Genomic DNA, 22,898 nt, shown 5'->3' with positions numbered 1-22,898 from the left:
TCGACATGGCGCACTGGCATTACCTGTTCCTCCTCATGGCTTGTCTGGCGCTCACCGCGCCACTGGAATGCTTCGGCCGCGGCGTGTATCGCCGGCCGCGCTTACTGGCGGCCGCGCTGATACCCCCCGCTCTGCTCTTCCTGACCTGGGATCTGCTCGCGATCGCCGGTGGCGTCTGGAGTTTCGACAGCCGTTATCTGATCGGAATCACCCTGCCGGGCGCGATTCCGCTCGAGGAAGTGCTGTTTTTCCTGGTTGTTCCGATTTGCGGGCTGTTCACCTTCGTCGCCGTCGAAGCGCTGCTCGGCAGCGAACGAGGCCGGCGCCCGGCACTGCGAGGCAGACGATGAGCGTCGGACTGTTCGCCTACACCGTGCCCGCTGTCGCAGCGGTGCCCGCGGTGTGGGTCGCCGAATGGACCGTGCTGCGCACCGGGTTGCTGAGGCGTCCCGCCTACTGGATATCGATGGTCATCGTGCTCTGTTTCCAGATACCGGTCGACGGGTGGTTGACGAAGCTCAACGCGCCGATCGTGCTGTACAACCCGGAGCACATACTCGGAATCCGGTTTCCCTGGGATATCCCGGTGGAGGACTTCTTCTTCGGATACGCCCTGGTCACAGCGGTATTGCTCTGCTGGGAGCGGGCGCGGCAACGGCAGGAAGGATCGCCGTCATGAGAACCCGGTCGGCTCACGACGGGCTGGGGCGGGATCCGCGGCGGGTTCGGCTCCCGGCCGCGCCGGGACGGATGGATGTCGGCGAGGGCGGCCAGCCGCGACCACGAGTGGCGGTGGTGGGCGCGGGGATCGCGGGCCTGGCCGCGGCCACGGGCCTGGCCGAACGGGGATTTCGAGTCGATGTGATCGAACGCGAACGATATCTCGGGGGACGCGTCGGCGGATGGACCGAGACGCTGCCCGACGGCACCGCGCTCGCCATGAACCGAGGTTTCCACGCCTTCTTTCCGCAGTACTACAATTTGCGAAAGCTGTTGTCGCGCAGCGATCCCGGGCTGACCAGATGGCAACGTGTCGACGACTATCCGCTGATCGACGCGCAGGGCCGCCGGGACGGTTTCCGGCATCTGCCGCGCACCCCTCCCTGGAACGCGGTGGCGTTCGCGTTGCGCAGTCCTACGTTCCGGCTGCGCGACCTGATCCGGATGGACCCCTGCGCGGCGGCACCATTGGCCGCCGTGTCGGTGCCGTGGATCTATCGGCAACTCGACGACCTGGACGCCGATACCTTCCTGCGGCGCATCAATTTTCCGGTTGCCGCGCGTCATCTGGCCTTCGACGTCTTTTCTCGCAGCTTCTTCGCCGCTCCTCAGCAGATGTCGGCAGCCGAACTGGCGACGATGTTCCACATCTACTTCCTGGGCTCCAGCGAGGGTTTGGTCTTCGACACGATTCGGGACAATTTCGATGTGGGCCTGTGGAATCCGCTGCGGGACCATCTCACCGCGCCGCACGTCACCGGACGCCCCGGCCGTGTCGATTTCCACACCGGCGTCAGGGTCACCCGAATCGATACCGACGGCCCTGGTTTCCGGCTGCACACCGACACCGGGTCCGGTCTGTTCGCCGATGCCGTCGTACTCGCCGCCGACGTGGCCGGTCTGCGCGACATCGTCGCCGCGTCGCCGGCATTGGGTACTGCCGAATGGCGCGAGCGAGTCGCCGCCTTGGCGCTCGCCCCGGCCTTCGTCGTCCATCGGCTCTGGCTGGACCGGCCGTTGCGCCGCGACCGGCCCAGCTTCCTCGCCACGGGCAACCTCAGCCCGATCGACAACATCAGTGTCGTCGATCGCTACGAAAGCGCTGCTGCCCGATGGGCCCGGCAACGGGGCGGCGGCGTCGTCGAACTGCACGCCTATGCGGCTGCGCCCGAACTACCCGACACGTCCGTGCGGGAGGCGGTGCGAGACCGGCTGTGCGCGCGACTGCACGAGATCTACCCCGAGTCCAGGCATGCGCGCGTCGTGGCCGAACGCACGCTGTGGCGCCAGGACTGCCCCCGTTTCGCGCCGGGCGATTTCGCCGCCCGGCCGGAGATCACCACCCCTCATCCGCGGTTGATGTTGGCCGGCGACGGAATACGGGTCGATCTTCCGGTGGCCCTGATGGAACGCGCCGCGACGACCGGTTGGATCGCGGCTTCGACGTTGGCACAACAGTGGCAGGCAGCCGGTCATTCACTGCAGACGGTGCCCAATCGTGGCCGCTCGGCCGTCCTGCGCACCCTCGCGCTCCGGGAAAGGAATCCGTCGTGAACCATCGGCTCCAGCTCAGCGGCAGGGTGAAAAATCTTCCGCTGCGGCGTTTCGCCGCCGAAGAGTGGTCGCGACAGCGGCCCACCTATCGCGAGGCCGATCCCGGCCTGATCGAAGCAACCCTGGACTGGTCACAGAGATTGCCCGGCGGAAACTGGTACGTGTTCGCGGCCAGTCGCGCGATCCGCGCGGGGCGGCCGTTCGGCACGACCGTGAGCGGTGTCGAGATCGTCGCCTGGCGAGACCTCGACGGCAGGCTGCTGGTCGGCCCCGGCGCTTGCCCACACCTCGGTGCGTCGCTCGCGACCGGTCGCGTCGAGGACGGCACCTTGATCTGCCGCTGGCATGGCCTGCGGATCGGCGCCGACGGCGGGCCGCGTTGGTCCCCGTTCCCCTGCCTCGACGACGGAGTGCTGGCCTGGGTACGCCTGGACACCGCAGGCGGGCACACACCGACCGAGGCGCCGGTCGTCGGCGCCCGGCCCGACGACACCACGGTGCACGCGGTCAATCGATCGACAGGTATCTGCGAGCCTCGCGACATCATCGCGAATCGGCTCGATCCGTGGCACGGCGGATGGCTCCACCCGTATTCCTTCACGCGCCTGGATGTCACTCGGACACCCCCGCGCGAGCACCGCGACGAGGACGATCATCGCTTCCTGCTCACCGTCACCTTCCGCGTCACCCGCGGTCTCGGCGTTCCGGTCGAAGCGGAGTTCACCTGTTCCGACCCGCGCACGATCGTCATGCGCATCGTCGGCGGCGAGGGCGCGGGCAGCGTGGTGGAAACCCACGCCACCCCGCTCGGGCCGGGCCCCGACGGCCGGCCTCGCACCGCGGTGATCGAAGCCGTCATCGCACACTCGCCTCGTCCTGGCTTCCGGCACGCACACCGCGCTCTCCCGGTGCTGCGCCCGCTGATCAATCACGCGGCGGGCCGCCTCTGGCGCGACGACCTGGCCTATGCCGAGCGCCGCTACCAGCTGCGCACTCGCCGATAGTCTCGCGATCGCGGCGCTGCCTCGCGCGGGTGTAGCGGTTGCGCTACCCGGCGGTTCGCTCCACAGCTGCCACGACCTCCGAGAGCAGCGGCAGCGATTCGTCGCGCTGGGGCGCGCGCGCCCACCACCGGCCCTCATGGGTGTGCCGCCCGAATCCGGTGGGCAGAATGACATTGCTGCGATGGGATCCGATATCGACGCCGTAGCGTTCCAATCGCAGTGTCCGGTCCACATCCGGATATCCGTCGAATACCGCGATAAACGTTCGACGCGGCGGGTGTTCACGCACCAGCACCGGCCCCGGAATCCCGCGCACGGTCAATTCACCGAGTACCAGCGCACCGAGCGGTTCCGGTGTATTCACCGCGGCGACCGAGTCGCCGAGAGGTAACACCACATATCCCGGCGAGGTGACGCGCACATAGGGTAATCCGAACAGCTCCCGGTAGGTGTCCGCCCAATCCTGTGGCGTAGCAATCTCTTTCAATCGCACGATGCACCTCACTCACTGTCCATCTCCCGGCGCCGTGCCCCGGCTCCGTTCGTCGGTTGTTCCAGTGAATACCGGAAATCACAGCAGTTACACGTGATTCGGTGAATCACGCGCGAATTGTCAGCCACGAGTGAGGTTCAGGACACAGTCCGCCCGGTCCGGACCGAATGGTCGCATCGTGTCCGGACCGAATCCGGCGACGGATGGAACGGTTCGGAATCGAATCGGCGAATACCGATCGACATCCCGCATTTACGCTGATCGCGCGAGTACTCTCGGGGCCGCGGGTAGTTTCGGAACAACCCGCATGCGCACGGCACGGATGTCCGGGAGGTCGGCATGACTTGCGACTTGATGCTCATCGCGTACGACGGATCCGAGAATGCGAAGCGGGCCGTGGAATATGCGGGGCGGTTTTTGTCCGCGCCCAAGGCGGTCGTGCTCACGGCATGGGAGCCGATGGTGCGCCAGGCCGCGCGGCTGTCCGGACTTTCCGGTGTGATGCAGCCGGAATGGCTCCCGGACGAGGAGATCGAGGATATCGCCTACGTCGACGCGAAACAGATCAATGCGCAGGGCGTACGGTTGGCCAAATTGGCCGGATTGAATGCGGAGCCACGTACCGCCGAATGCACCTCGACCATCTGGAACGCGATCGTCGACGTGGCCGACGAGCTGAATGTCGACATCATCGTCGCCGGTACGCGCGGCTCCACCGGCATCCGCGCCCTGCTGCATTCGAGCGTGGCGGAGGCGGTGCTGAAACACTGCCATCGGCCGATTCTGCTGGTGCCGCCGGGAAAGGAACCGATACCGGTCAGCGATCTCGCCGGTCAGCTGTGAGGGTGCCGCCCCCTCCGCATGAGTCTGCCCACATGAGATCTGCGTCGCTACCCTGGCGCCGCCGGTTCCGCACACGACTATGGTCGGGAAACTATGGACGGCTTTCTGCTCGCACAACCGGGGGGCGTGGTCCGCACGACCGGCATCCGGCGCGCATTCGACGATGCGCGGCGGGCAGCGACGGCCCTGCGCGACGGTGCGGCGGAACTGATCGTCGGCGCGCTCGCGTTCGACCCGGGCGAGGCCGCCGCGCTGTGTGAGCCGCAGCGGGCCCGGCACAGTGCGGGCCCGTGGCGTCCGGCCGCCGTTCCACCGCTGCCCGAGGTTCGGGTCGTCGCGGAAATTCCCAGTCCGGCAGAGCATGTGGCTCGGGTGACGAAACTGGTGGAGCAGTTGTCGGATCCGGCGCAGCCGTTACGCAAGGTGGTCGCCGCGCGCTCGCTGATCGCCGAGGCCGAGCAGCCGCTCGCGCCCGAGGTGGTCGCCGCGCATCTGCTGGTTCGCCATCCTCGGGCCAACGTCTTCGCCGTCGATCTGACCCCCGCCGGCCGGACCGGCGCGCACCTGGTCGGCGCCACACCGGAGGTGCTGGTCGCCCGGCACGGTGACACGGTCACGCTGCGTCCGCTGGCCGGAACGCTGCCCCGGCATGCCGATCCCGCCCTCGATACCGAACGATCGCGGGAGTTGTTGTCCGATACCAAGAATCGCGACGAACACGCCTTCGTCATCGAGTGGATCCGGGAACAACTCGCCCCCGTTTGCGCCGAACTCGCGATCCCCGACGGCCCCGAGCTGATCAACACCGCCGAGGTCTGGCATCTGGCGACACCCATCACCGGACGCCTGCGCGATCCCGCCACCACCGCGCTCGACCTGGCCCTGCTGCTGCATCCCACGCCCGCGGTCTGTGGCACCCCCACCGACCTCGCCCTGCGGACCATCACCGCGTACGAGGAGCCGCGCGATTTCTACGGCGGTGCGGTCGGCTGGTGCGATGCGCGCGGCGACGGTGAATGGGTGGTCGCGATCCGCTGCGCCGAATTGTCCGCGGACGGACGCACCGTGCAGGCCTACGGCGGCGGCGGCATCGTGGCGGCCTCCGACCCGCGCACCGAACTCGACGAGACGACGGCGAAACTGCGCACTCTGTTGAACGGGCTGGCCTGCCCGGTACCGGACCAGCCGAGCTGATCGCAGCTGCTCGCCCGGCGGGTTGTCGTGCTGCGTGCCTCCCGGGGCGCGTCCATGTTGTAGGTTGGCTCGCAAGACGCCTGTGTCGATGTTGGGAGTACGCGATGAAGTTTGCCGTCCCGGGGGTTGCGAGCGCCGTCGCCGGAGCGCTGCTCGGTGTGATCGCGGTATTCATTGTCGTGACGGCGACAGCGCAGAATACGCGACCCGAGGTGGATCGCAGTGGCGACGCGTCGTCATCGCTGTTGAACAACGTTGAGTACGGCGCGCGCTGACGCTGCGCCCGCCGCTGCCCCTTCCGCCGACTCTCTTTCCTCGGCCACCGCACCACTGGGCCGGCGTTGGTTCGCCGGTACCGTTCTCGCCGCCTTCCTGCTGACCTTTCTGCAGGCGCCCGGCAATACCGTCGCCGACACCAAATACGACCTCGCCCAGAATCCGGTCGGATTCCTGCAGCGTGCCGCCCACCTGTGGAGCAGTCAGGCGCCGATGGGCCAGGTGCAGAACCAGGCGTACGGATATTTCTTCCCGCACGGCGCCTTCTTCTCGCTGGGCCATGTGCTGGGCCTTCCGGCGTGGGTGACGCAGCGGATCTGGTGGGCGCTGCTGATTCTCGCCGGCTTCTGGGGCATCGTCCGGCTGTGCGAGGTGCTGGGCATCGGCACCCGTGGCTCCCGGGTGATCGCGGCGGTCACGTTCGCGCTGTCGCCGCGGGTGTTGACCACGCTCGGATCCATCTCCTCGGAAACCCTGCCGATGATGCTGGCTCCCTGGGTGCTGCTCGCACCGGCGGCCCTGGGCGTGGCCGGGATGCCGCGAATCCATGCCGCCCGGTCCGGATGGCGGCGACTGCTGCCGCACCGGCCGACCGCCGAATCGGTATCGATGCGAGGTGCGACCTCGCCGGCGGCGAGCGCCCTCGCGCTGGCGCTGATGGGGTCGGTCAACGCGGTCGCGACCGTGGCCGCCTTTCTGCCCGCGGCACTGTGGTGGGCATCGTATCGCCCGAATCGCACCTGGTGGCGGTTCACCCGAGCCTGGATTCCGCTGCTGATCCTGGGCACCTTCTGGTGGGTGGTGCCGCTGCTGGTGCTCGGCAAGGTGAGCCCGCCGTTCCTGGACTACATCGAATCCTCCGGCGTGACCACCCAGTGGGCGTCACTGGGTGAGGTGTTGCGCGGCACCGACAGCTGGACGCCGTACGTCTCACCGGAGCGGATCGCGGGTGCGGTGCTGGTCACCCAGCCCGCGGCAGTGCTGGCGACCGGAGTGCTCGCGGCGGCCGGAATGGCCGGGCTGGCGCTGCGATCGATGCCGGGGCGCGGACGGTTCACGCTCGTGCTGATCGCCGGCCTGGTCGGCATCTGCGCCGGATACGCCGGACAGCTCGGTGGGCCGTTCGCCGAATCCGTGCGGATCTTCCTGGATTCCGGCGGCGCCCCGCTGCGCAATGTGCACAAGCTGGAACCACTGATCCGGATCCCGCTGGTGATCGGGCTCGCCCATCTGCTGCGACGGGTGCCGCTGCCCGCCACGGTGCCGATGCCGGTGTGGCGCAGCGCCTTCGCGCATCCCGAACGCAATCGGATGGTCGCGGTGGCGGCGCTGCTGCTGGCCGCGCTGGCGCTGTCGACCTCGCTGGCATGGACCGGCAAACTCGCCCCGCGCGGCGCCTACGACAAGGTGCCGGCCTACTGGCAGCAGACCGCCGACTGGCTGGCGCGCAATGCTTCCGACACCCGGGCGCTGGTGGTGCCCGGAGCGCCGTTCGGCAGTCAGATCTGGGGCCTGACCCGCGACGAACCACTGCAGGCCCTGGCCCGCACGCCGTGGGCGGTGCGTGATGCCGTGCCGCTCACGCCGCCGGGCGCGATCCGGGCGATGGATTCGGTGCAGCGGCTGATCGCCGACGGCCGGCCCTCGACCGGGCTCGCACCGACACTGATCGATCAAGGCATCGGAATTCTGGTGCTGCGCAACGATCTCGACCCCGATACCTCCCGCTCCACCCGGCCGATGCTGGCGCACGCGGCGATCGAGGGTTCGCCCGGCATCAGCAAGGTCGCCGAATTCGGCAACCCGATCGAAGTGGGCCACGGTGATGGCCTGGTCGGCGACGGTGATCTGCGCCCGACGTATCCGGCGATCGAGATCTACCGGGTGAGCGGCGGCGACCGCGGGCAACCGGCCGAGATCCGCAGTGGCCCCGGCGCTCCCGCGAATTTCCCCGGGGCACGGACCGTGCCGCTGAATTCGGTGCCGGTCGTACAGGGCGGTCCCGAAGTGCTGGAACGGCTGCGTCGCAGCGGTTCCGGCGCGAGCGGGCCCACGCTGCTGGCCGCCGATGCCGCGCGCGCCGGACTGACTCCGGTCGCGACCACGATCACCGATACCCCGATGGATCGGGAGGCCGATTTCGGACGGGTGGACAACCACAATTCGGCGCTGCGCGCGCCCACCGACGCCCGTCGCACCCACAACCTCGTCCCCGACTACCCCGTGCCCGGCGCCCAACCGGTGGAGGGGCAGTGGTCCGGCGCCACCGTCACGGCCTCCAGTTCCGCGGCCGATGCCACTCAGCTCGGCGGAGCGGCGCCCGGTAGTTCGACCGCCGCGGCCTTCGACGGCGATCCGAGCACCGCGTGGTTGAGCACCAGCGCCGAACACGCTGTCGGACAATGGCTGCGACTCGACCTCGACCATCCCATCGAAGCCGGCGCACTGCAGGTGACCACGAGCCCCGCCGCGATCGGCGACCCGGTGAAGTGGATCGAGGTGCGCACCGCCAACGGCACGGTGGCCGCACGGATATCGGAACCAGGTGCGCCGGTGTCGGTTTCGTTGCCGCCGGGCCGTACCGACTGGCTCACCATCACCGCGACCCGCACCGAGAACGGTACCGGCGGCGGCCAATTCGGTATCAGCGAAGTTCAGCTGTTCGACTATTCGAACCGTGACGCGCCGACACCCGTGACGATTCGGCACCGCGCGGTGCTACCGCCCGTTCCGGCCGGAACGCCGGTGCGCGGCTGGAACCTCGGGCAAGAATTCCCCGGCCGCAGCGGATGTTTCGACGCGCCGGATCGGGTGCGCTGCAGTAAGGGCCTCGCGCTGCCGGCCGAGGAGCCGGGCGCCTTCGAACGCACTCTCGGTGTCCCGGACCCGGTGACGGCCGCACCGCGGCTGACGCTGCGCACCCGGCAGGGCCCGGCGCTGGAAGGCCTGCTGACCGATCCGGAGCGGCCCATCGCCCGCGGCAAGGCCGATGTCGGCGATCTGCGCGGTTCGGCCTTCGCGGCGACCGACGGCGATCCACGTACCAGCTGGATCGCGCCCGAGGACACCGTGCGCAGTCGCACCGGCGCCAAACCGACACTGACGATTCAGCTTCCGCGACCGGAACTGGTGACCGGCCTCGAGGTCACCCCACCGATGGGCGCACTGCCCGCGCGACCGACCTCGATCGCGGTCAATCTCGGGGACGGCCCGCAGGTTCGTGAGGTTCCGCCCGCACCGAAGGGACGCGATCCGGAGGCGACGCCCGACTCACCGGGCCGTACCTCGCCGACCGCCACACCGCCGCGGGACGCGCCCGCCCCGCAGCCGAAGTCGACCGACACCCCCGCGCCGATGTCGGCGCCGCCGACTCCGGTGCGGCTGGAGTTGCATCCGCAGGTCACCGACCACATCGAGATCAGCATCGATACCTGGAAGCCGGTGCTGGACCGCACCGCGCTCGGGCTCACCCAGGAGCAACCGCCGGGCCTTGCGGAGATGTCCGTACTCGGACCGGGCTACCCGGCGCCCGCCCCCGGCGATCGGCCGGTGACGGTGGACTGCGACCACGGCCCGACCATCGCGGTCGCCGGGCGGGTGTTGCACACGAGCGTGACCGCGACGGCCGATGCACTGCGCACGGGAAAGCCGGTTTCCGCCACCGTGTGCGCGCCCGGCGATACCGGCGACGGCGGCGCCCCGAGCACGGTCGACCTTCCGGCCGGTTCCGTCGACGTCACCGTCGCCCCGACGGAACTGTTCTCCGTCGATGAACTGCGCTTGGACAATACGGCTTTCGCGGCGGACGCCTCCGCCTCGCCCGCCGCCGAAGTCCCCGCGACCGCCTCGCCCGAAGACGAGGGTCGCCCGGCAGGCATCGATGCGCCGGCCGGCGATCACCTGCTGGTCCTGCCGCTCAGTACCAATGTCGGCTGGACCGCGCATACCGGGGACGGCCACGCGTTGCGGCCCGTCGTGGTCGACGGCTGGAAGCAGGGGTGGGTGATTCCCGCCGACGCGCACGGCCCGGTGACCGTGGGATTTCCGATCGACCGCTGGTATCGCCTGGCCATCTTCGGCGGTTTGCTGTTGCTGATCCCGCTGGCGCTGCTGGCCCTGCCGGTTCCGAGACGACTGCGTAAACGGTTGTGGCACAACGACGATCGCCGTCTAACGGCCGAACCAGCGGCACAGGTACCCGGCGACGACAAGGCGAACCGGCAGCACGGCGCTGCCGACGTATCGAACGGGCACGCCGACGAACTGATGGCAGCCATCCCCGATCCGGCCTCCTCGGCCGTCCACTACGACCCCCCGCCTCGGACCTGGGACAGCTGGTGGCTGGGCGCGGCCGGTATCGCGATTGCCGCCTCACTCATCTCCGGGCCGATCGGAACACTATGCGCCGCAACAGGTTTGGTGGCGGTACGGGTCCTGCCGCGAGCGCCGCTCGTGCTCGCGGTCCTCGCCGGGGCGGCAACGATTCTGGGTGAAGCCGCACTCTCGACCGGGCCGTGGCGTTCGGCCGAGGTCTATATGGGTAGCTCGCTGTGGGCGCAGTTCCCGGCGCTGGTGGCCGTGGTCGCCGTGAGCGTCGCCGCACTGCCCGCGCGCGCACCGGTGTGGCGGGCGCGTTCCATTAACCGAACCGGCGTTTGACCCACTGCCGCACCGGTTCTTCGACCAGCGCGTAACTCGCGGCGGCCAGCGGCATCGTGAAGGCGACCGTCAATGCCAGCACATGCAGGAACCCGCCGTTGAACGGGATGAATCCGAAGATCGGGAACATCATCGCCAACACCACCAGATGCCAGATGAAGATGCCATAGGACCAGCGTCCGATCGTCAGCGCCAGGCGGCTCTCCAGAAAGCGGTGCCTCGTGACCCCGACGACGAGCGGGGCGAGCAGGCCGAAACCGATCAAGGCCCCTAGACCCATTTTCATCGCGTACTGCCACGACGCGGCGCGGGCCAGTCCGGCGGGACCGGCCAGGTCGGTGGCCGAGAGCGCGAACGCGACCGCGGCGACCGACCACATCAGCCGGCGGTCGCCGAGCAGGCGCTGCCAGCGCGGGGCCACCTCGCCGTTGCGGGACCGCGTGGCCAGGACCTCGGCCAGTTCGGCCAGCACCATGCCCGCCGCGAACCACGGCAGATATCCGGGCAGCCAGTTGTCGGCGTGGATGGCATCCGGGGTCGGCACCGGAAGGAAGTTCCAGCCCAGGCACAGCAATCCGATCGCGGTCACCGCGAACACCCGCTGCCGTGCCGCCGAGCCGCGCAACCGGACCAGCGCCCAGGCCAGCAGCGGCAGCACCAGATAGAACGCCACCTCCACCGACAGACTCCACATCTGGGTGAGACCGTCGGTCAGCGTCAGCGGGACGAACACCTGCACCAATATCAGATTCGCCCCCCATACCCGCAGCCCGGCCGAATGCGCCGCCGACGGCAGCAGTGTGAGCGCCACGCAGACCACGACCCAGTAGGCGGGCAGGATGCGAGCGGCCCGGTGCAGCAGATATCGCCCGGCCCGAGGGGCGGCGCCCAGGCCGCGGGCCGCTGCGGCGTGCGGGCGCCACAGCAGGAAACCGGAGAGACCGAAGAATACGGCGACGGCCATGTCGAACCGTTCCCACACCCGCCCGATCACCGGCGCCGCGGTGGCGCCGGTCTGGAAGGCCACGTGCGTCAGCACCACGCCGAGGGCGGCCAGTCCGCGCAGCCCTTCCAGCGCGGGAACGAATTTCCGGGTTCCGGGAACCGCCGGAGCGGGATGCGACGCCGCGGCAGCCGGCACGTCGGTGCTGGATGTGGCGATTTCTGGCGTTGCGGTCATCGCGATCCAGTGTGCCCTGCCGGGTTCGCCGGCGCCTCGTGCGGCTCCCCGCGTCGCGGCCCTGAGCCGCGACTCGCCGGACGCTCGTAGTTTTCGGAGTGTTTTCCGCACTCAGCTCGCCGCGTTAAGGTGCCGGACTGTTAGTGTCGGGGCTCACGAGTGCTTGTGTTATGACCGCACCCGGTTGTGAGCGCACCCGGACGAGGCTTGTTCGACGACGAGGAGAGTTTGCATGGCACTCAGTGCCGGTACCAAGAGGACGGTGGCCTGCCTGCTCGTGGGACTCGGTGCGCTGTTGATCGTCGCAGCGATACTGGTCCCGACGTACGGCGTGAGCCAATTGGCCAAAACTCCCCTCGACCTCGAGATCACCACCATCGCATCCAACAAGCCCGACGCCCCGAGCGAGGTGCTGGACGCGAAATCCCTCCTCTCCGGCGAGGGCCCGGTGCAGATCGACAAGAACGTCGGGCTCATCTCACAGCGCTTCCTCACCGTCGAGGATCCGTCGGGCAAGACCAACATGACGATCCAGGCCGGTCAGACGCTGCGCCGCAAGGACAAGACCGGTGACACCGGCCTGCTGTCGGCGATCATCGACCGCGTCACCATCAACCGCAAGACCGGCCGGCCGATCGACGACGACCCCAACGGCTCGATCGCCACCACCGTCGACAGCAAGGGCAACAGCGTCGCGGATCCGGTGCAGCACACCGGCCTCCAGTACCGCTTCCCGCTCGGCACCGAGAAGACCACCTACCCGTACTTCGACATCAACGCCCGCAAGTCGTTCGATATGAAGTTCGTGGAAGAGACCGAGATCAACGATCTGAAGGTCTACCACTTCCGCCAGCAGGTGCCGCCCACCGATCTGTCGAAGGTCACCTCCGCGCCGACCAACCGGCTCACCTTCCCGGCCGCCAAGTGGGGCGTCCCAGGCGAGGGTGACGTCACGATGAACCGCTACTACACCAACACCCGCGACGTGTGGGTGGAGCCGAAGACCGGCACCGTCGTGAACGGCTCCGAGCAGCTGCACCAGTACTACGCGCGCAGCGCGGACAAGCCCGAGGTCACCGCGATCAACACCACGCTGACCTTCGATCCCGGCACCATCCGCTCGCAGGCCGACGAGGCCCGCAAGTACATGGATCAGCTGTCGCTCTACGGTCGCACCCTGCCGATCACCTTCGGTGTGCTGGGCGCGATCTCGCTGATCGCCGGCCTGATCCTGGGCCTGCGCGGCGGCGACGGCTCCTCGAAGCCGGGCCGTCTGGTCAAGAAGCCGCAGACCACTCCGCCGAGCGACAAGCCGGGGCAGCCGTTCTCGGAGGCTCCGACGCAGCAGATCGACATCAGTAAGAACCGCTAGGTCCCGGCTGCGCTCGATGAGGGCGCGGATGGCAGCGGTGTCGGTGGTGGTGGACATGGTGTTCTCCTCGATCGGCGAGCAGGGTCAGAGCTGTTCGGCGCGGCAGCAGCCGCATGGCGGTGGTCCACAGCCGGTTGGCGCGGCTGGTGAGCACGATCGGGCCTTCATTGCGGGCCGGCGCTTTTCGCGCCCGGGCGCACCACATCCTCGGGCGACTGCACCAGCCACGGCGGTACATCGACGGCGGTCCGGGACGCGGTCGCGGTGACGCCGGGGCACAGCGCCGTGACATGGACGGCGTACCAGCGCGCCGCCGAGGACATCACCGCCGAGGACGTCACGGAATCGGACGCATAGACCGCGCCCGCCGCGCCCACCTCGTAGTCACTCGGCCGACAGCGGCGAAAGTCGTTCTCCCACAGCGTCATCGGTAGTAGCTTCCGGGCCGCGGCGTACGGTCCGGAGCACGACGGCGACCACGAGCGCGGTGACCGTCGCGGCGACTCCGGTGGCCAGCGCGATCAACACCGGCAGGCTGCGCACGAACGGCACGGCGACGCCCACTTCGACCGCCAGTCCGGCCCAGATCACGACGGCCGGTGCCGTACGGTCGGCGGCGATGGCCGACAGCAGGGCTCCCTGCAGCACGGCCAACAGCGCGCCGGCCAGCGCGAACAGCCACAGCAGATCCTCGATCGGCGCGTAGTCACGGCCGGCGAACAGCGGGGCCAGCGGCGCCAGCACGGCCGCACCCGCCACGGCGACCAGGCCGACCACCGCCAGCACGCCCAGCGCGGAACGCAGCGCACGCACGGAATGCTGCGGTTGCGCCATGCGCGGATACAGCACGACACCGACGGCCTGCGGCAGCCAGAACGCGATCTTGGTGGCGATCGCGCCGAGAGCGTAACGGCTGGCGTCCGCCTCGTCGAGCACGATGCGGGCGACGATCAGATCCGCGGACGACAGCGCCATCAAGGCGGCTTGGACCTGCGCGGCACGCAGGACCGCGGCCACGTCGGCGGCCCGCACCGCCCCGATCCGCGCACCCGTTCTGCCGACCTCGACGGCGACCGGGACCCGCGCGACTTCGGCCGCGTCCGGCGGCAGCGGGTGAGACCCGGCATCGGTCACCGAGTGTGCGATGCGCGCGATCCGGTTCGCCGCAACGGTGGCCACCAGCAGGCCGAGGGCCGCGCCCCAGAGCGCGGTAGCGGCACCCGCCCCGACGGCCAGCGCGATCAGCGCCGGAGCTACCCGGGCTACCGCCGAACCACCGAGAACGGTGGCGAGCGAACGGAATCGGTTCGTTCCCTGCAGAATGCCCTGCTCCCCGGAGAGCAGCACCAGCACCGGTGCCGCGATCAGCGCCCCGCCCGCGGCGGGTGCTCGCACGTGCAACAGCACCGCGACCAGGGGTATGAGCGCGAGTGCGACGACCGCCACGATCATCGCGCAGCGCCGGGTCAAACCGCGCACCGTCGCCACCGCGGCGCCGCGCACCAGCTCCCGCGCGACCACATTCTGCAGCGCCAACGCCGGCACCGCGGCCAGCAACTGCACGGCCAGCAGGCTCGCGAAGGCGCTGTAGCCGGCCACGCCCAGCCAGCGCCCGGCCAGCAGTTGCAGCAGATAGCCGGCGATATTCGCGGTCATGGCTCCAGCGGTCACCAGGGTCATATCCGCGACCACGGGTAGACGACGCAGGGCAGGCATCCCGCCATGCTCCCACCTCGTCGCAGCCCGGAACAGCCGAGGCCCGCCGGTACGCGCCCGCGGTGCCGTAGAGCGGGTGTTCTCAGTCCTCGTCCGCCAGCTGGCGCCGCACGTCGAGCAGATGGTGGCGGACCTCGTGGACGGTGTGGGCCGCCACCCAGCGCAGTTCGCGCTCGACGCGATCGGGGTAGTTGTACAGAACGCGGCGGTCCCAGTCGGCCTCGGCGAGGCGGTCGAGCACATTCGCGAGCAGTCGCGCCGACACGAGTAGTTCCTGTGCCACGTCGGCGGGGTCCTGGTCGGCGTAGCCGTCGTGATCGGCACGTTCGTCGCGGCCCATGGTGACCAGGGCCGGGCGGTCGGCGCGGCGCGCCAGCAGGATCCGTTCTCGCTGCACGAGCAGTACGTCGCGGACATGGCAGCCGTACTCCAGCGGCGACCACAGCTGTGGAAGGCGGCGACGCCCCGCGCCGGGGCAGTCGTTCACCGTCGCCGCCAACTCGGCGACGCCCGCGACGATCGCGCCCGCGGCCTGCGCCGACTCGGCCGGCCGGTACTCGAAGCCGCATTCGGCGCATCGATCCATGGACAACCCCTCGTCTCGCCGCGTGATCGCACCCTCCCGGCTTTCGCGGCCCGCACCCGGTTCACCGTGCCGGACTGCCGCACATTTCCGCTCGACTACTTCCGCGCGCTTCCCGATGCCACCTTGACCGTGGACGAACTTGTGCGGATGTAGGTTACGCCGGACGGCCGCCGCCGTCATTCCGGCCGACGTAGGGTGACTCAGCGTGACCGGGGCTCGAGAACGCGGCGACGACACCAGACACTCGCAGCTGCGATCGGCAGGCGCTGCGCCGATGTGGGCCCGGCTCGTGCCCCTGGTCTACAGCCTCGTCCTCGCGCTGATCGTCGTCGGGCCGCTGTTGGGGCCGGGCTATCTGCTGCTGCGCGATGGGGTGAGCACGCCCCGGTCGTACGCGACCGATGCGGCCTTGGGTTTGGGGGACGCGGCGCCGCGAGCGGTACCGCAGGACGGATTGCTGGCCGCACTGTCGGTGGTGGTGGACGGGGGGATCGTCGTCAAGGCGATTATGGTGCTGGCGCTCACCGCCGCCGGGTGGGGCGCGGCCCGGCTCACCCGCACCCTGCTGCGGGCGTCCCTGGCACCGCAGCTCGTCGCCGCGACAGTCGCGATCTGGAATCCCTATGTCGCCGAACGACTTCTCCAGGGTCATTGGAGCCTGCTGGCCGGATACGCTGCGCTGCCCTGGACCGTTGTCCTCACACAGCGGATAAGGGCCGGTTCGGCCCGGATGCCGTTGGGTGATGCGCCGGAGCACGCCGGCGCTGTCGATCACCGGCCGCGGCGCGGGCCGCTCGGGCCGTGGTTGATGCTGGGCGGCGTACTCGCCGCGGCGGGTTTGACCCCGACCGGTTCGCTGCTGGCGGGCCTGGTGGCCGTTCTTACGGTGGGACGGCGAAACCTTGTCGGCACGGTGGCGTTGTGGCTGATCAGCGCCAGTCCGTGGCTGGTGGCAACGGTGCTGTCCGGTAGCGGAGCCGAACCGTCCGATCCGGCGGGCGTGGCGGCCTTCGCCGCGCGGGCCGAACCGGGGCTCGGCACCTTGGGGAGCCTGGCCGGACTGGGCGGAATCTGGAACGGCGAGGCCGTTCCCGATTCGCGGACAACGCTTTTCGCGGTCCTGTCGACGCTCGTTCTGCTGGCGATCGTCGTCTCGGGCGTGCGAGCGGTGGCAGCCCGGGGTGAGCGGTCCACGCGTCGTACACGGCGGATGTTGCTGGTGCTGGCCGCCGTCTGCATCCTGCTGCCGGCTCTGGGGGCGACGGGGTGGGGCATCGCCATCGGCGAATCCCTGATCGCGCGCATCCCCGGCGCCGGACTCCTGCGCGACACCCAGAAATACGTCGCCCTGGCCATGCCCGCGTACGCCCTCTGCGCGGCGGCGGGCTGCCACGCGCTCGCCGCACTCGGCCGACGACACACCGCGTGGCCGACGAAACACGCTGCGCCACAGGAAGCTACGACTCACACCCGCAGCCCTGCAGCAGCACCACAGGCACGGCCGGCGGCGGATGCGGACCAACCATCGACGAGCGGCAGCGGGCCGGTACAGAACGATCCTGGTGCCTCGCAACCTCTTACCGCACTGCTGTTCATCGCCGCGCTGATCCTCACCCTTCCCGACCTGGCCTGGGGAGTGGGTGGGGCACTGCGACCGGTGCACTACCCACCGGCGTGGCAGCGGGTGGCCGCGGTGGTCGACGGTCCCGGCGACGTCGCCGTGCTGCCCGCCGGGATGTTCCGCGTATTTCCTTACAGCGGAAGGGTTCCGGTGCTGGATCCAGCACCTCGCATGCTGCGGTCGGATGTCTTGCAGACAGGGGTGCTGCCGGTCCGGGGCCGAGTGGTGGCGGGCGAGGGGGCACGGGCCCAGCGAGTGGAGAACCTTCTGCTCCGGGGCGCGGCGCCCGCCGACCTCGCCGCCCAGGGCATCGGGTGGATTCTCGTCGAACACCGCACGCCGGGAGCGGTCGGCGATGCGAAGACCACACTGAGCCGGCTACAGCCGGTGTACTCCGACGCCGATCTGACGCTGTACCGCGTACCGGGCGCACGGGACGTGGCCGGCGCCACCGCCACCGACCGCACCGCAGCCATCGTCGCGCACGCTCTGTGGGCAGCCCTGCTTCTGGCCGGCCTCGCCGCGGTCCTGGCCGACCGGCGACGGCGGAGATGACTCGCACGGATCGACAGTCGCGCCATCGCCAGGCCGGCAGATAGCCTGCCGATCAGCGGAGAGTCGGGGTGACGCAGTCGTCCGGGAGCGGCGCCGACGTCGCCGCCGCCACCGTCGCACGGCCCGTCACCAGCCCCGAGACGAATTGTCCCCGGGCGGCGGCGGCCAGGACCTCATTGACTCCGTTACCCGTCTGTTCCCAGGAGAACTCGCGAGCTCGCGTACGAGCCTTCTCCCCCATGACAATTCGTGCCTCGGAGTCGGCGAGCAGTTCCCCCACGGTTTCGGTGAGCTGGCTGGAGTCGTCCACCAGCACCCCGGTCACGCCGTCGACGATGGAGTCGGTGAGCCCCCGTGAACTGCGGTAGCCGATGGTCGGGACGCCGTGCTGCGCGGCCTCGATCACCGCGAGACCCCACCCTTCCTTGCGGGAGGGCAGCACCTGAACCCAAGCGCGGGAAAGCAATTCGTGCTTGCGCGCTTCGTCGACGAAGCCGTGGAAATCCACCGCGTCGGCGATACCCGAGCGATGCGCGCGGTCTTTCAGATTGTCGGCCCACCAGCCGTCGCCGATCACGTCCAGGCGCAGGCCGGGCAGGCGCTCACGCAGACCCGCGACCACGTCGAGCGCGTCCTCGATCTGCTTGTGCGGTACCAGCCTCGACAGCACGACGATGCTCGGATACGGGGTGCGGGTCGATTCGGCACCGGTCGGTGCTTGTGCGGGCACAGGTTCGGCACCGTTGCGCACCACCGCGATTCGCGTCGCATCGACCCCGAGCGAGGCGAGTTCCTCCGCGGAGGGCAGCGATACCGTCAGATATTGGTCGCGCCGATGGACCCGTGGCGACAGTCGCGATTCGATCCACCAGCCGATTCGCCCGACCACACGACCCGCCACTGGCCACTGCTCCCGATGGCCGTGATGCACCAGGACCACCGAGGGCGCCCCGGAGACCGTCCGGGCGAAGAACGGAATGCCGTTCTGGGTGTCGATGACCGCATCCGGCCGCATCCCGCGCAGTGGGCCGAAACCCAGCCGACCGGCCGCGATGGCGGCCAGCGCTCGCGGATAGACCGTGAAGCGCCCGCCGGCCCGGCTGATCTCGATGCCGTCGATGTGCTCGCGCCGCGCCGCGCCCGGATAGTGCGCGGTCCGCAGCGTCACTTTCACCCCGCGTGCCGCCAACTGCGCACCTACCTGCTCCAGATACCGCTCACTCCCGCCACCCTGCGGATGTCCGGTATCGCGCCAGCACAGCAGCAGGACTTCCCGCACGTCCGCATTCGCGGCCCGCATCTCGCTCCCACCGGCATCGAGTCCGCAGCGCCGCGCCAGGGTGGCGCGCTCGCGGGGGCCGGTTCCGGGCAAGGCAGTTCTCCAGATCGCTCAGGTCGGACGACAGTGGGCTCCACCATAGTCGCCGATGACCGTTCCGGGTCGCTGCTGTGGCCGCATAGACTGGCGCGGCCATGCTTCGATCCGACGCAACCGGACCGCGTCCACGCTTCGCGCGCCGGGCCACCCTCCGCCGCTCCCTGCGCCTTTTGGGCAGCTTCCGCTTCGAGCAAACCGATCCGGGCCGGTTCTACGGGGGTATCGCCGCCGACACCGCCGATTTGATAGCCGATTTCTATCGTGATCTGACCGGGCGGGACCTGACCGGCACCGTCATCGTCGACGTCGGCGGCGGTCCCGGCTACTTCGCGGACGAATTCGCGGCGGCGGGCGCGCGCTATCTGCCGATCGAACCCGATCCGGCCGAAATGCACGCGGCCGGACTCACCGTGGCGGGCGCGGTCCGCGGGTCCGGAATGGCGCTGCCCATCCGCGACGACGCCGTCGACATCTGCCTTTCCTCGAACGTCGCCGAACATGTGCCGCAGCCGTGGGTGATGGCCGACGAGATGCTGCGCATCACCAAACCGGGCGGTCTGATGGTGCTGTCCTACACGGTGTGGCTGGGGCCGTTCGGCGGACACGAGACGGGCCCGTGGCATTACCTCGGCGGTGAGTTCGCGGCCCGGCGCTACACCCGCCGCACCGGAAAGCAGCCCAAGAACCGCTTCGGCAGCTCACTGTTCGCCGTCACCGCCGCCGACGGGCTGCGATGGGCGCGCAAAACCGGCGGCCGGGCCCAGATCCTCGCCACCTTCCCCCGCTACCACCCTCGCTGGGCGTGGTGGGTGACGCGCATACCGGGCGCGCGGGAACTACTGGTCAGCAACCTGGTCGTCGTCGCGGCCAAACCCCTCCGCTGAACCGCGTCCGGGATCTACTCCAGCCACCCCCGCCGGCGCGTGCGCCGCGCTGGTTCGCTCCACGGCGGCTCCTGCATGGCCAGGCCGACGGTTTCCAGCGGGGTCAGGCCGACGCGGTCGGCGAGTGAGCGGACCGCCGCCACCGCCTCGGCCGCCTGCAGCGCCGCCGTCGCCTGTTCGAGCGTCAAGGTCCGGCCGGGCAGAAAGGACACCACCCAGCCCCCGGTACCGACGGACCTTGCCTGATGTGGGGTCTGATCACTGGTCATCAGCGATCGGCCGACCACGTGCACCGCCATGATTCGGACTCCCCTGCGATTGCATTTGTAAAATCGTCCGACAATGTTTGCTCTAAGCATGCTCTGCAATCACGGGAAACGCAATAGTGCGTTTTGCGAAAAGCGAACCGCGAGGTAGGGTTTCGCGCCTCTCGACTGGGCGATCGGTCCGGGATGTCCGCTGCGCGCAGTACGGGACACCAGGGACTGTGCGTCGAATCAGTTCTCGGACAAGCGAACTCGCAGCACCGGCTGTGGATCGCCGTGCGGGCGCGGTGCCGCGAGGTCGATGTCGACCTGCCATCCGGGCGGTAGTACGGCCTGCAACCGGGCCGCGGCACGCTGCAGCGGCGTACTCACCGCCGTCGGCGCGAAGTCCATTCCCGGATCGGCCCACCGTGCGCCGGCTGATCCCGAGACAGCATCGAACTCGAGTTCGGTCATGCCCACCTCCCACATACCCCGACCGGTCGGCCAGACAACGGATCCACGAGCACCTGCACGCAGTCAGTTCAGCCGAGTAGTTAATTCCCCGCAACCACAGGGAGTATTCGTGAGATGCAGAACACATTCAGAATAGGACAAGCGCGCCATTCCACACGCGGAACCGCCGAAATAACGAGCCGCCCGCCCCGTCGCAAAGACGGTGCGGGCGGCTCGCTTTCGTCGTTCGATGGAACGGCGTCGTCCGACTAGCCCAGACGCTGCTTGAGCGCCTCGAATTCGTCACGCACGCCGGAGGGCAGCTTGTCGCCGACGAATTCGAACCACTCCTCGATCAGCGGGATCTCCCTGCGCCACTCGTCGAGGTCGACCTTCAGCGAGGCGTCGATGTCGGCGGGGTCCACGTCCAGACCCTCGAGGTCCAGATCGCCGGCGGTGGGCACATTGCCGATCGCGGTGGCCTCGGCCTCGGCCTTGCCCTCGATCCGGTTGACGATCCACTCCAGCACGCGGGAGTTCTCACCGAAGCCCGGCCACAGGAAGCGGCCATCGTCGCCGCGGCGGAACCAGTTGACGTAGAAGATCTTCGGCAACTTGGTGGCGTCGGCGTTCTTGCCCAGGTTGATCCAGTGGTTCATGTAGTCACCGACGTGGTAGCCCATGAACGGCAGCATGGCCATCGGATCGCGGCGCACGTTGCCGACCTTGCCCTCGGCCGCGGCGGTCTGCTCGGAAGACATTGTGGCGCCCATGAATACGCCGTGCTGCCAGTCGAAGGACTCGGTCACCAGCGGGACCGTGGTCTTGCGGCGGCCGCCGAACAGGATCGCCGAGATCGGCACGCCCTGGGGGTCGTCCCATTCCGGAGCGAGGGTCGGGCACTGCGACATCGGCGTGCAGTAGCGCGAGTTCGGATGCGCGGCAAGGGTTTCGGTCTCGCGCAGGTACCAGTCGTTACCCTTCCAGTCGATCAGGTGGTCGGGCTCGCCCTCGAGCCCCTCCCACCAGACGTCCTGGTCGTCGGTCAGCGCGACGTTGGTGTAGACGGTGTTGCCGGCCTCGAGCGTGGCCATCGCATTCGGGTTCGACTTGTGGTTGGTGCCGGGGGCGACGCCGAAGAAGCCGAACTCCGGGTTCACCGCGTACAGGCGGCCGTCCTCGCCGAAGCGCATCCACGCGATGTCATCACCGAGCGTCTCCGCACGCCAGCCCGGGACAGTCGGCTGCAGCATCGCCAGGTTCGTCTTACCGCAGGCGCTCGGGAACGCGGCCGCGACGTAGTAGTTCTTGTTCTCCGGGGAGATGAGCTTGAGGATCAGCATGTGCTCGGCCAGCCAGCCCTCGTCGTGCGCCATCGCCGAGGCGATGCGCAGCGAGTAGCACTTCTTGCCCAGCAGCGCGTTGCCGCCGTAGCCCGAACCGAAGGACCAGATCTCGCGGTCCTCGGGGAAGTGGGTGATGTACTTGGTGTCGTTGCACGGCCAGGGGACATCTGCCACGTCGCCCGTCAAAGGCGCGCCGACCGAATGCAGCGCCTTCACGAACGGGCGATCGGTGCCCAGCTTCTCCAGCGCGGCCTTGCCCATGCGGGTCATCACGCGCATCGACACCACGACGTATTCGGAGTCGGTGAGTTCGACGCCCAGCTTCGGGTCAGCGGCGCCCAGCGGGCCCATGCAGAACGGCACCACGTACATGGTGCGGCCCTTCATGCTGCCGCGGTACAGCTCGGTCATGGTGGCGCGCATCTCGTTCGGGTCGACCCAGTTGTTGGTCGGGCCGGCGTCGGCCTCGGTGCGCGAACAGATGAAGGTGCGCGACTCGACGCGGGCGACGTCGGAGGGGTCCGACAGCGCGAGGAAGGAATTCGGCTTCTTGTGCTCGTTGAGCTTCTGGAAGGTGCCGGCCTCGACCAGTCGGGTGGTCAGCCGGTCCCATTCCTCATCGGAACCGTCGGCCCAGACGACCCGCTCCGGCTGGGTGAGCTCTGCGACCTCCTGCACCCAGGCGAGCAGTCCGGCATGCTTGGTCGGCGCGGTGCCATCGGATCCGTGAAGACCAGGAATGGTCGCTGAGGTCATGAAAACTCTCCTGAGATGAGCGGCGGGCCAGAGAGCTGCCGAAACAGCTTTCAACACCAG

General features: G+C 69.1%; 20 protein-coding genes. 11 read left to right on the top strand and 9 right to left on the bottom strand.

What is annotated here, in order from left to right; all coding sequences use genetic code 11:
- The first annotated feature begins 5 nt into the window (after positions 1-5).
- From C5E41_RS05455 to C5E41_RS05440, 4 genes are read left to right on the top strand one after another with little or no spacing between them, the layout of a single operon-like run.
- Entirely contained in the window at positions 6-350 is a 345-nt protein-coding gene (locus C5E41_RS05455) for a lycopene cyclase domain-containing protein (protein WP_104374716.1), read from the top strand.
- Positions 347-679: a lycopene cyclase domain-containing protein gene (locus C5E41_RS05450; RefSeq protein WP_104374715.1), complete on the top strand. Its 333-nt coding sequence runs from the start codon at positions 347-349 to the stop codon at positions 677-679. The genes C5E41_RS05455 and C5E41_RS05450 overlap by 4 nt, the downstream gene beginning before the upstream one ends.
- Positions 676-2,274: an FAD-dependent oxidoreductase gene (locus tag C5E41_RS05445; protein ID WP_104374714.1), complete on the top strand. Its 1,599-nt coding sequence runs from the start codon at positions 676-678 to the stop codon at positions 2,272-2,274. Before C5E41_RS05450 ends, C5E41_RS05445 begins: the two co-directional genes overlap by 4 nt.
- Positions 2,271-3,278 carry a DUF5914 domain-containing protein gene (locus C5E41_RS05440; RefSeq protein ID WP_439956432.1) on the top strand — a complete coding sequence of 336 codons (1,008 nt, stop codon included), beginning with the start codon at positions 2,271-2,273 and terminating at the stop codon, positions 3,276-3,278. The genes C5E41_RS05445 and C5E41_RS05440 overlap by 4 nt, the downstream gene beginning before the upstream one ends.
- Positions 3,279-3,321: 43 nt before the next feature.
- Here C5E41_RS05440 and C5E41_RS05435 read toward each other — a convergent pair whose 3' ends face one another.
- A complete protein-coding gene (locus C5E41_RS05435) occupies positions 3,322-3,771 on the bottom strand; it encodes a hypothetical protein (RefSeq protein WP_146097464.1) in 450 nt (149 codons plus the stop codon).
- 339 nt (positions 3,772-4,110) lie between these two features.
- Here C5E41_RS05435 and C5E41_RS05430 point away from each other — a divergent pair, with 339 nt between their 5' ends.
- The 4 genes from C5E41_RS05430 (at position 4,111) to C5E41_RS05415 (ending at position 10,743) form a co-directional block, all read left to right on the top strand.
- Positions 4,111-4,614 carry a universal stress protein gene (locus tag C5E41_RS05430; RefSeq protein ID WP_104374711.1) on the top strand — a complete coding sequence of 168 codons (504 nt, stop codon included), beginning with the start codon at positions 4,111-4,113 and terminating at the stop codon, positions 4,612-4,614.
- A 93-nt stretch (positions 4,615-4,707) separates the two neighbouring features.
- Positions 4,708-5,808, top strand: coding sequence for an isochorismate synthase (locus tag C5E41_RS05425; protein ID WP_104374710.1), 1,101 nt, complete (start codon positions 4,708-4,710; stop codon positions 5,806-5,808).
- Between the two features lie 104 nt (positions 5,809-5,912).
- The gene (locus C5E41_RS05420) at positions 5,913-6,083 is read left to right on the top strand and encodes a DUF2613 domain-containing protein (protein WP_082940596.1); all 171 of its coding nucleotides are present in this window, start codon (positions 5,913-5,915) and stop codon (positions 6,081-6,083) included.
- Positions 6,064-10,743, top strand: a complete 4,680-nt coding sequence (locus C5E41_RS05415; RefSeq protein WP_258080751.1) for an alpha-(1->3)-arabinofuranosyltransferase — start codon at positions 6,064-6,066, stop codon at positions 10,741-10,743. The genes C5E41_RS05420 and C5E41_RS05415 overlap by 20 nt, the downstream gene beginning before the upstream one ends.
- On the opposite strand, the gene C5E41_RS05410 is transcribed toward C5E41_RS05415, so the two are convergent.
- Positions 10,724-11,923, bottom strand: a complete 1,200-nt coding sequence (locus C5E41_RS05410; protein WP_104374709.1) for an acyltransferase family protein — start codon at positions 11,921-11,923, stop codon at positions 10,724-10,726. The genes C5E41_RS05415 and C5E41_RS05410 overlap by 20 nt on opposite strands.
- Before the next feature lie 232 nt (positions 11,924-12,155).
- Between C5E41_RS05410 and C5E41_RS05405 the strand changes: the two genes are divergently transcribed.
- Positions 12,156-13,295, top strand: a complete 1,140-nt coding sequence (locus C5E41_RS05405) for a DUF3068 domain-containing protein (protein WP_104374708.1) — start codon at positions 12,156-12,158, stop codon at positions 13,293-13,295.
- A 164-nt stretch (positions 13,296-13,459) separates the two neighbouring features.
- Here C5E41_RS05405 and C5E41_RS33680 read toward each other — a convergent pair whose 3' ends face one another.
- From C5E41_RS33680 to C5E41_RS05390, 3 genes are all read right to left on the bottom strand, one after another.
- On the bottom strand, positions 13,460-13,723 hold the full coding sequence (locus tag C5E41_RS33680) for a hypothetical protein (protein WP_181063105.1): 264 nt from the start codon (positions 13,721-13,723) through the stop codon (positions 13,460-13,462).
- On the bottom strand, positions 13,680-15,011 hold the full coding sequence (locus C5E41_RS05395; protein ID WP_104374707.1) for a polysaccharide biosynthesis protein: 1,332 nt from the start codon (positions 15,009-15,011) through the stop codon (positions 13,680-13,682). Before C5E41_RS05395 ends, C5E41_RS33680 begins: the two co-directional genes overlap by 44 nt.
- An 82-nt stretch (positions 15,012-15,093) precedes the next feature.
- Entirely contained in the window at positions 15,094-15,597 is a 504-nt protein-coding gene (locus C5E41_RS05390) for a DinB family protein (protein ID WP_104374864.1), read from the bottom strand.
- 274 nt (positions 15,598-15,871) lie between these two features.
- Between C5E41_RS05390 and C5E41_RS05385 the strand changes: the two genes are divergently transcribed.
- A complete protein-coding gene (locus C5E41_RS05385; protein ID WP_181063117.1) occupies positions 15,872-17,773 on the top strand; it encodes a hypothetical protein in 1,902 nt (633 codons plus the stop codon).
- Positions 17,774-17,825: 52 nt separating this feature from the next.
- On the opposite strand, the gene C5E41_RS05380 is transcribed toward C5E41_RS05385, so the two are convergent.
- Positions 17,826-19,052, bottom strand: a complete 1,227-nt coding sequence (locus tag C5E41_RS05380) for a glycosyltransferase family 4 protein (protein WP_104374862.1) — start codon at positions 19,050-19,052, stop codon at positions 17,826-17,828.
- 194 nt (positions 19,053-19,246) lie between these two features.
- Between C5E41_RS05380 and C5E41_RS05375 the strand changes: the two genes are divergently transcribed.
- A complete protein-coding gene (locus C5E41_RS05375) occupies positions 19,247-20,035 on the top strand; it encodes a class I SAM-dependent methyltransferase (RefSeq protein ID WP_104374706.1) in 789 nt (262 codons plus the stop codon).
- A gap of 14 nt (positions 20,036-20,049) precedes the next feature.
- Here the strand turns inward: C5E41_RS05375 and C5E41_RS05370 are convergent, their stop codons facing one another.
- The 3 genes from C5E41_RS05370 to C5E41_RS05360 form a co-directional block, all read right to left on the bottom strand.
- Positions 20,050-20,334 (bottom strand): hypothetical protein, encoded by a 285-nt coding sequence (locus tag C5E41_RS05370; RefSeq protein WP_030514228.1) that lies wholly within the window; start codon positions 20,332-20,334, stop codon positions 20,050-20,052.
- 198 nt (positions 20,335-20,532) lie between these two features.
- Positions 20,533-20,757, bottom strand: a complete 225-nt coding sequence (locus C5E41_RS05365) for a hypothetical protein (protein ID WP_146097463.1) — start codon at positions 20,755-20,757, stop codon at positions 20,533-20,535.
- Between the two features lie 248 nt (positions 20,758-21,005).
- Positions 21,006-22,838, bottom strand: coding sequence for a phosphoenolpyruvate carboxykinase (GTP) (locus C5E41_RS05360; RefSeq protein WP_104374704.1), 1,833 nt, complete (start codon positions 22,836-22,838; stop codon positions 21,006-21,008).
- Positions 22,839-22,898: the final 60 nt, after the last annotated feature.

Source organism: Nocardia nova (assembly GCF_002933465.1).
In the GTDB taxonomy this organism is placed as follows: domain Bacteria; phylum Actinomycetota; class Actinomycetes; order Mycobacteriales; family Mycobacteriaceae; genus Nocardia; species Nocardia nova_B.
This window is presented reverse-complemented; position numbering and strand designations above follow the sequence as displayed.

Coding starts and splice junctions, on each gene's coding strand:
- C5E41_RS05455 (WP_104374716.1), top strand. CDS start 6: ATGGCGCACTGGCATTACCTGTTCCTCCTCATGGCTTGTCTGGCGCTC.
- C5E41_RS05450 (WP_104374715.1), top strand. CDS start 347: ATGAGCGTCGGACTGTTCGCCTACACCGTGCCCGCTGTCGCAGCGGTG.
- C5E41_RS05445 (WP_104374714.1), top strand. CDS start 676: ATGAGAACCCGGTCGGCTCACGACGGGCTGGGGCGGGATCCGCGGCGG.
- C5E41_RS05430 (WP_104374711.1), top strand. CDS start 4,111: ATGACTTGCGACTTGATGCTCATCGCGTACGACGGATCCGAGAATGCG.
- C5E41_RS05425 (WP_104374710.1), top strand. CDS start 4,708: ATGGACGGCTTTCTGCTCGCACAACCGGGGGGCGTGGTCCGCACGACC.
- C5E41_RS05420 (WP_082940596.1), top strand. CDS start 5,913: ATGAAGTTTGCCGTCCCGGGGGTTGCGAGCGCCGTCGCCGGAGCGCTG.
- C5E41_RS05410 (WP_104374709.1), bottom strand. CDS start 11,923: ATGACCGCAACGCCAGAAATCGCCACATCCAGCACCGACGTGCCGGCT.
- C5E41_RS05405 (WP_104374708.1), top strand. CDS start 12,156: ATGGCACTCAGTGCCGGTACCAAGAGGACGGTGGCCTGCCTGCTCGTG.
- C5E41_RS33680 (WP_181063105.1), bottom strand. CDS start 13,723: ATGACGCTGTGGGAGAACGACTTTCGCCGCTGTCGGCCGAGTGACTAC.
- C5E41_RS05395 (WP_104374707.1), bottom strand. CDS start 15,011: ATGCCTGCCCTGCGTCGTCTACCCGTGGTCGCGGATATGACCCTGGTG.
- C5E41_RS05390 (WP_104374864.1), bottom strand. CDS start 15,597: ATGGATCGATGCGCCGAATGCGGCTTCGAGTACCGGCCGGCCGAGTCG.
- C5E41_RS05385 (WP_181063117.1), top strand. CDS start 15,872: ATGTGGGCCCGGCTCGTGCCCCTGGTCTACAGCCTCGTCCTCGCGCTG.
- C5E41_RS05375 (WP_104374706.1), top strand. CDS start 19,247: ATGCTTCGATCCGACGCAACCGGACCGCGTCCACGCTTCGCGCGCCGG.
- C5E41_RS05370 (WP_030514228.1), bottom strand. CDS start 20,334: ATGGCGGTGCACGTGGTCGGCCGATCGCTGATGACCAGTGATCAGACC.
- C5E41_RS05365 (WP_146097463.1), bottom strand. CDS start 20,757: ATGACCGAACTCGAGTTCGATGCTGTCTCGGGATCAGCCGGCGCACGG.
- C5E41_RS05360 (WP_104374704.1), bottom strand. CDS start 22,838: ATGACCTCAGCGACCATTCCTGGTCTTCACGGATCCGATGGCACCGCG.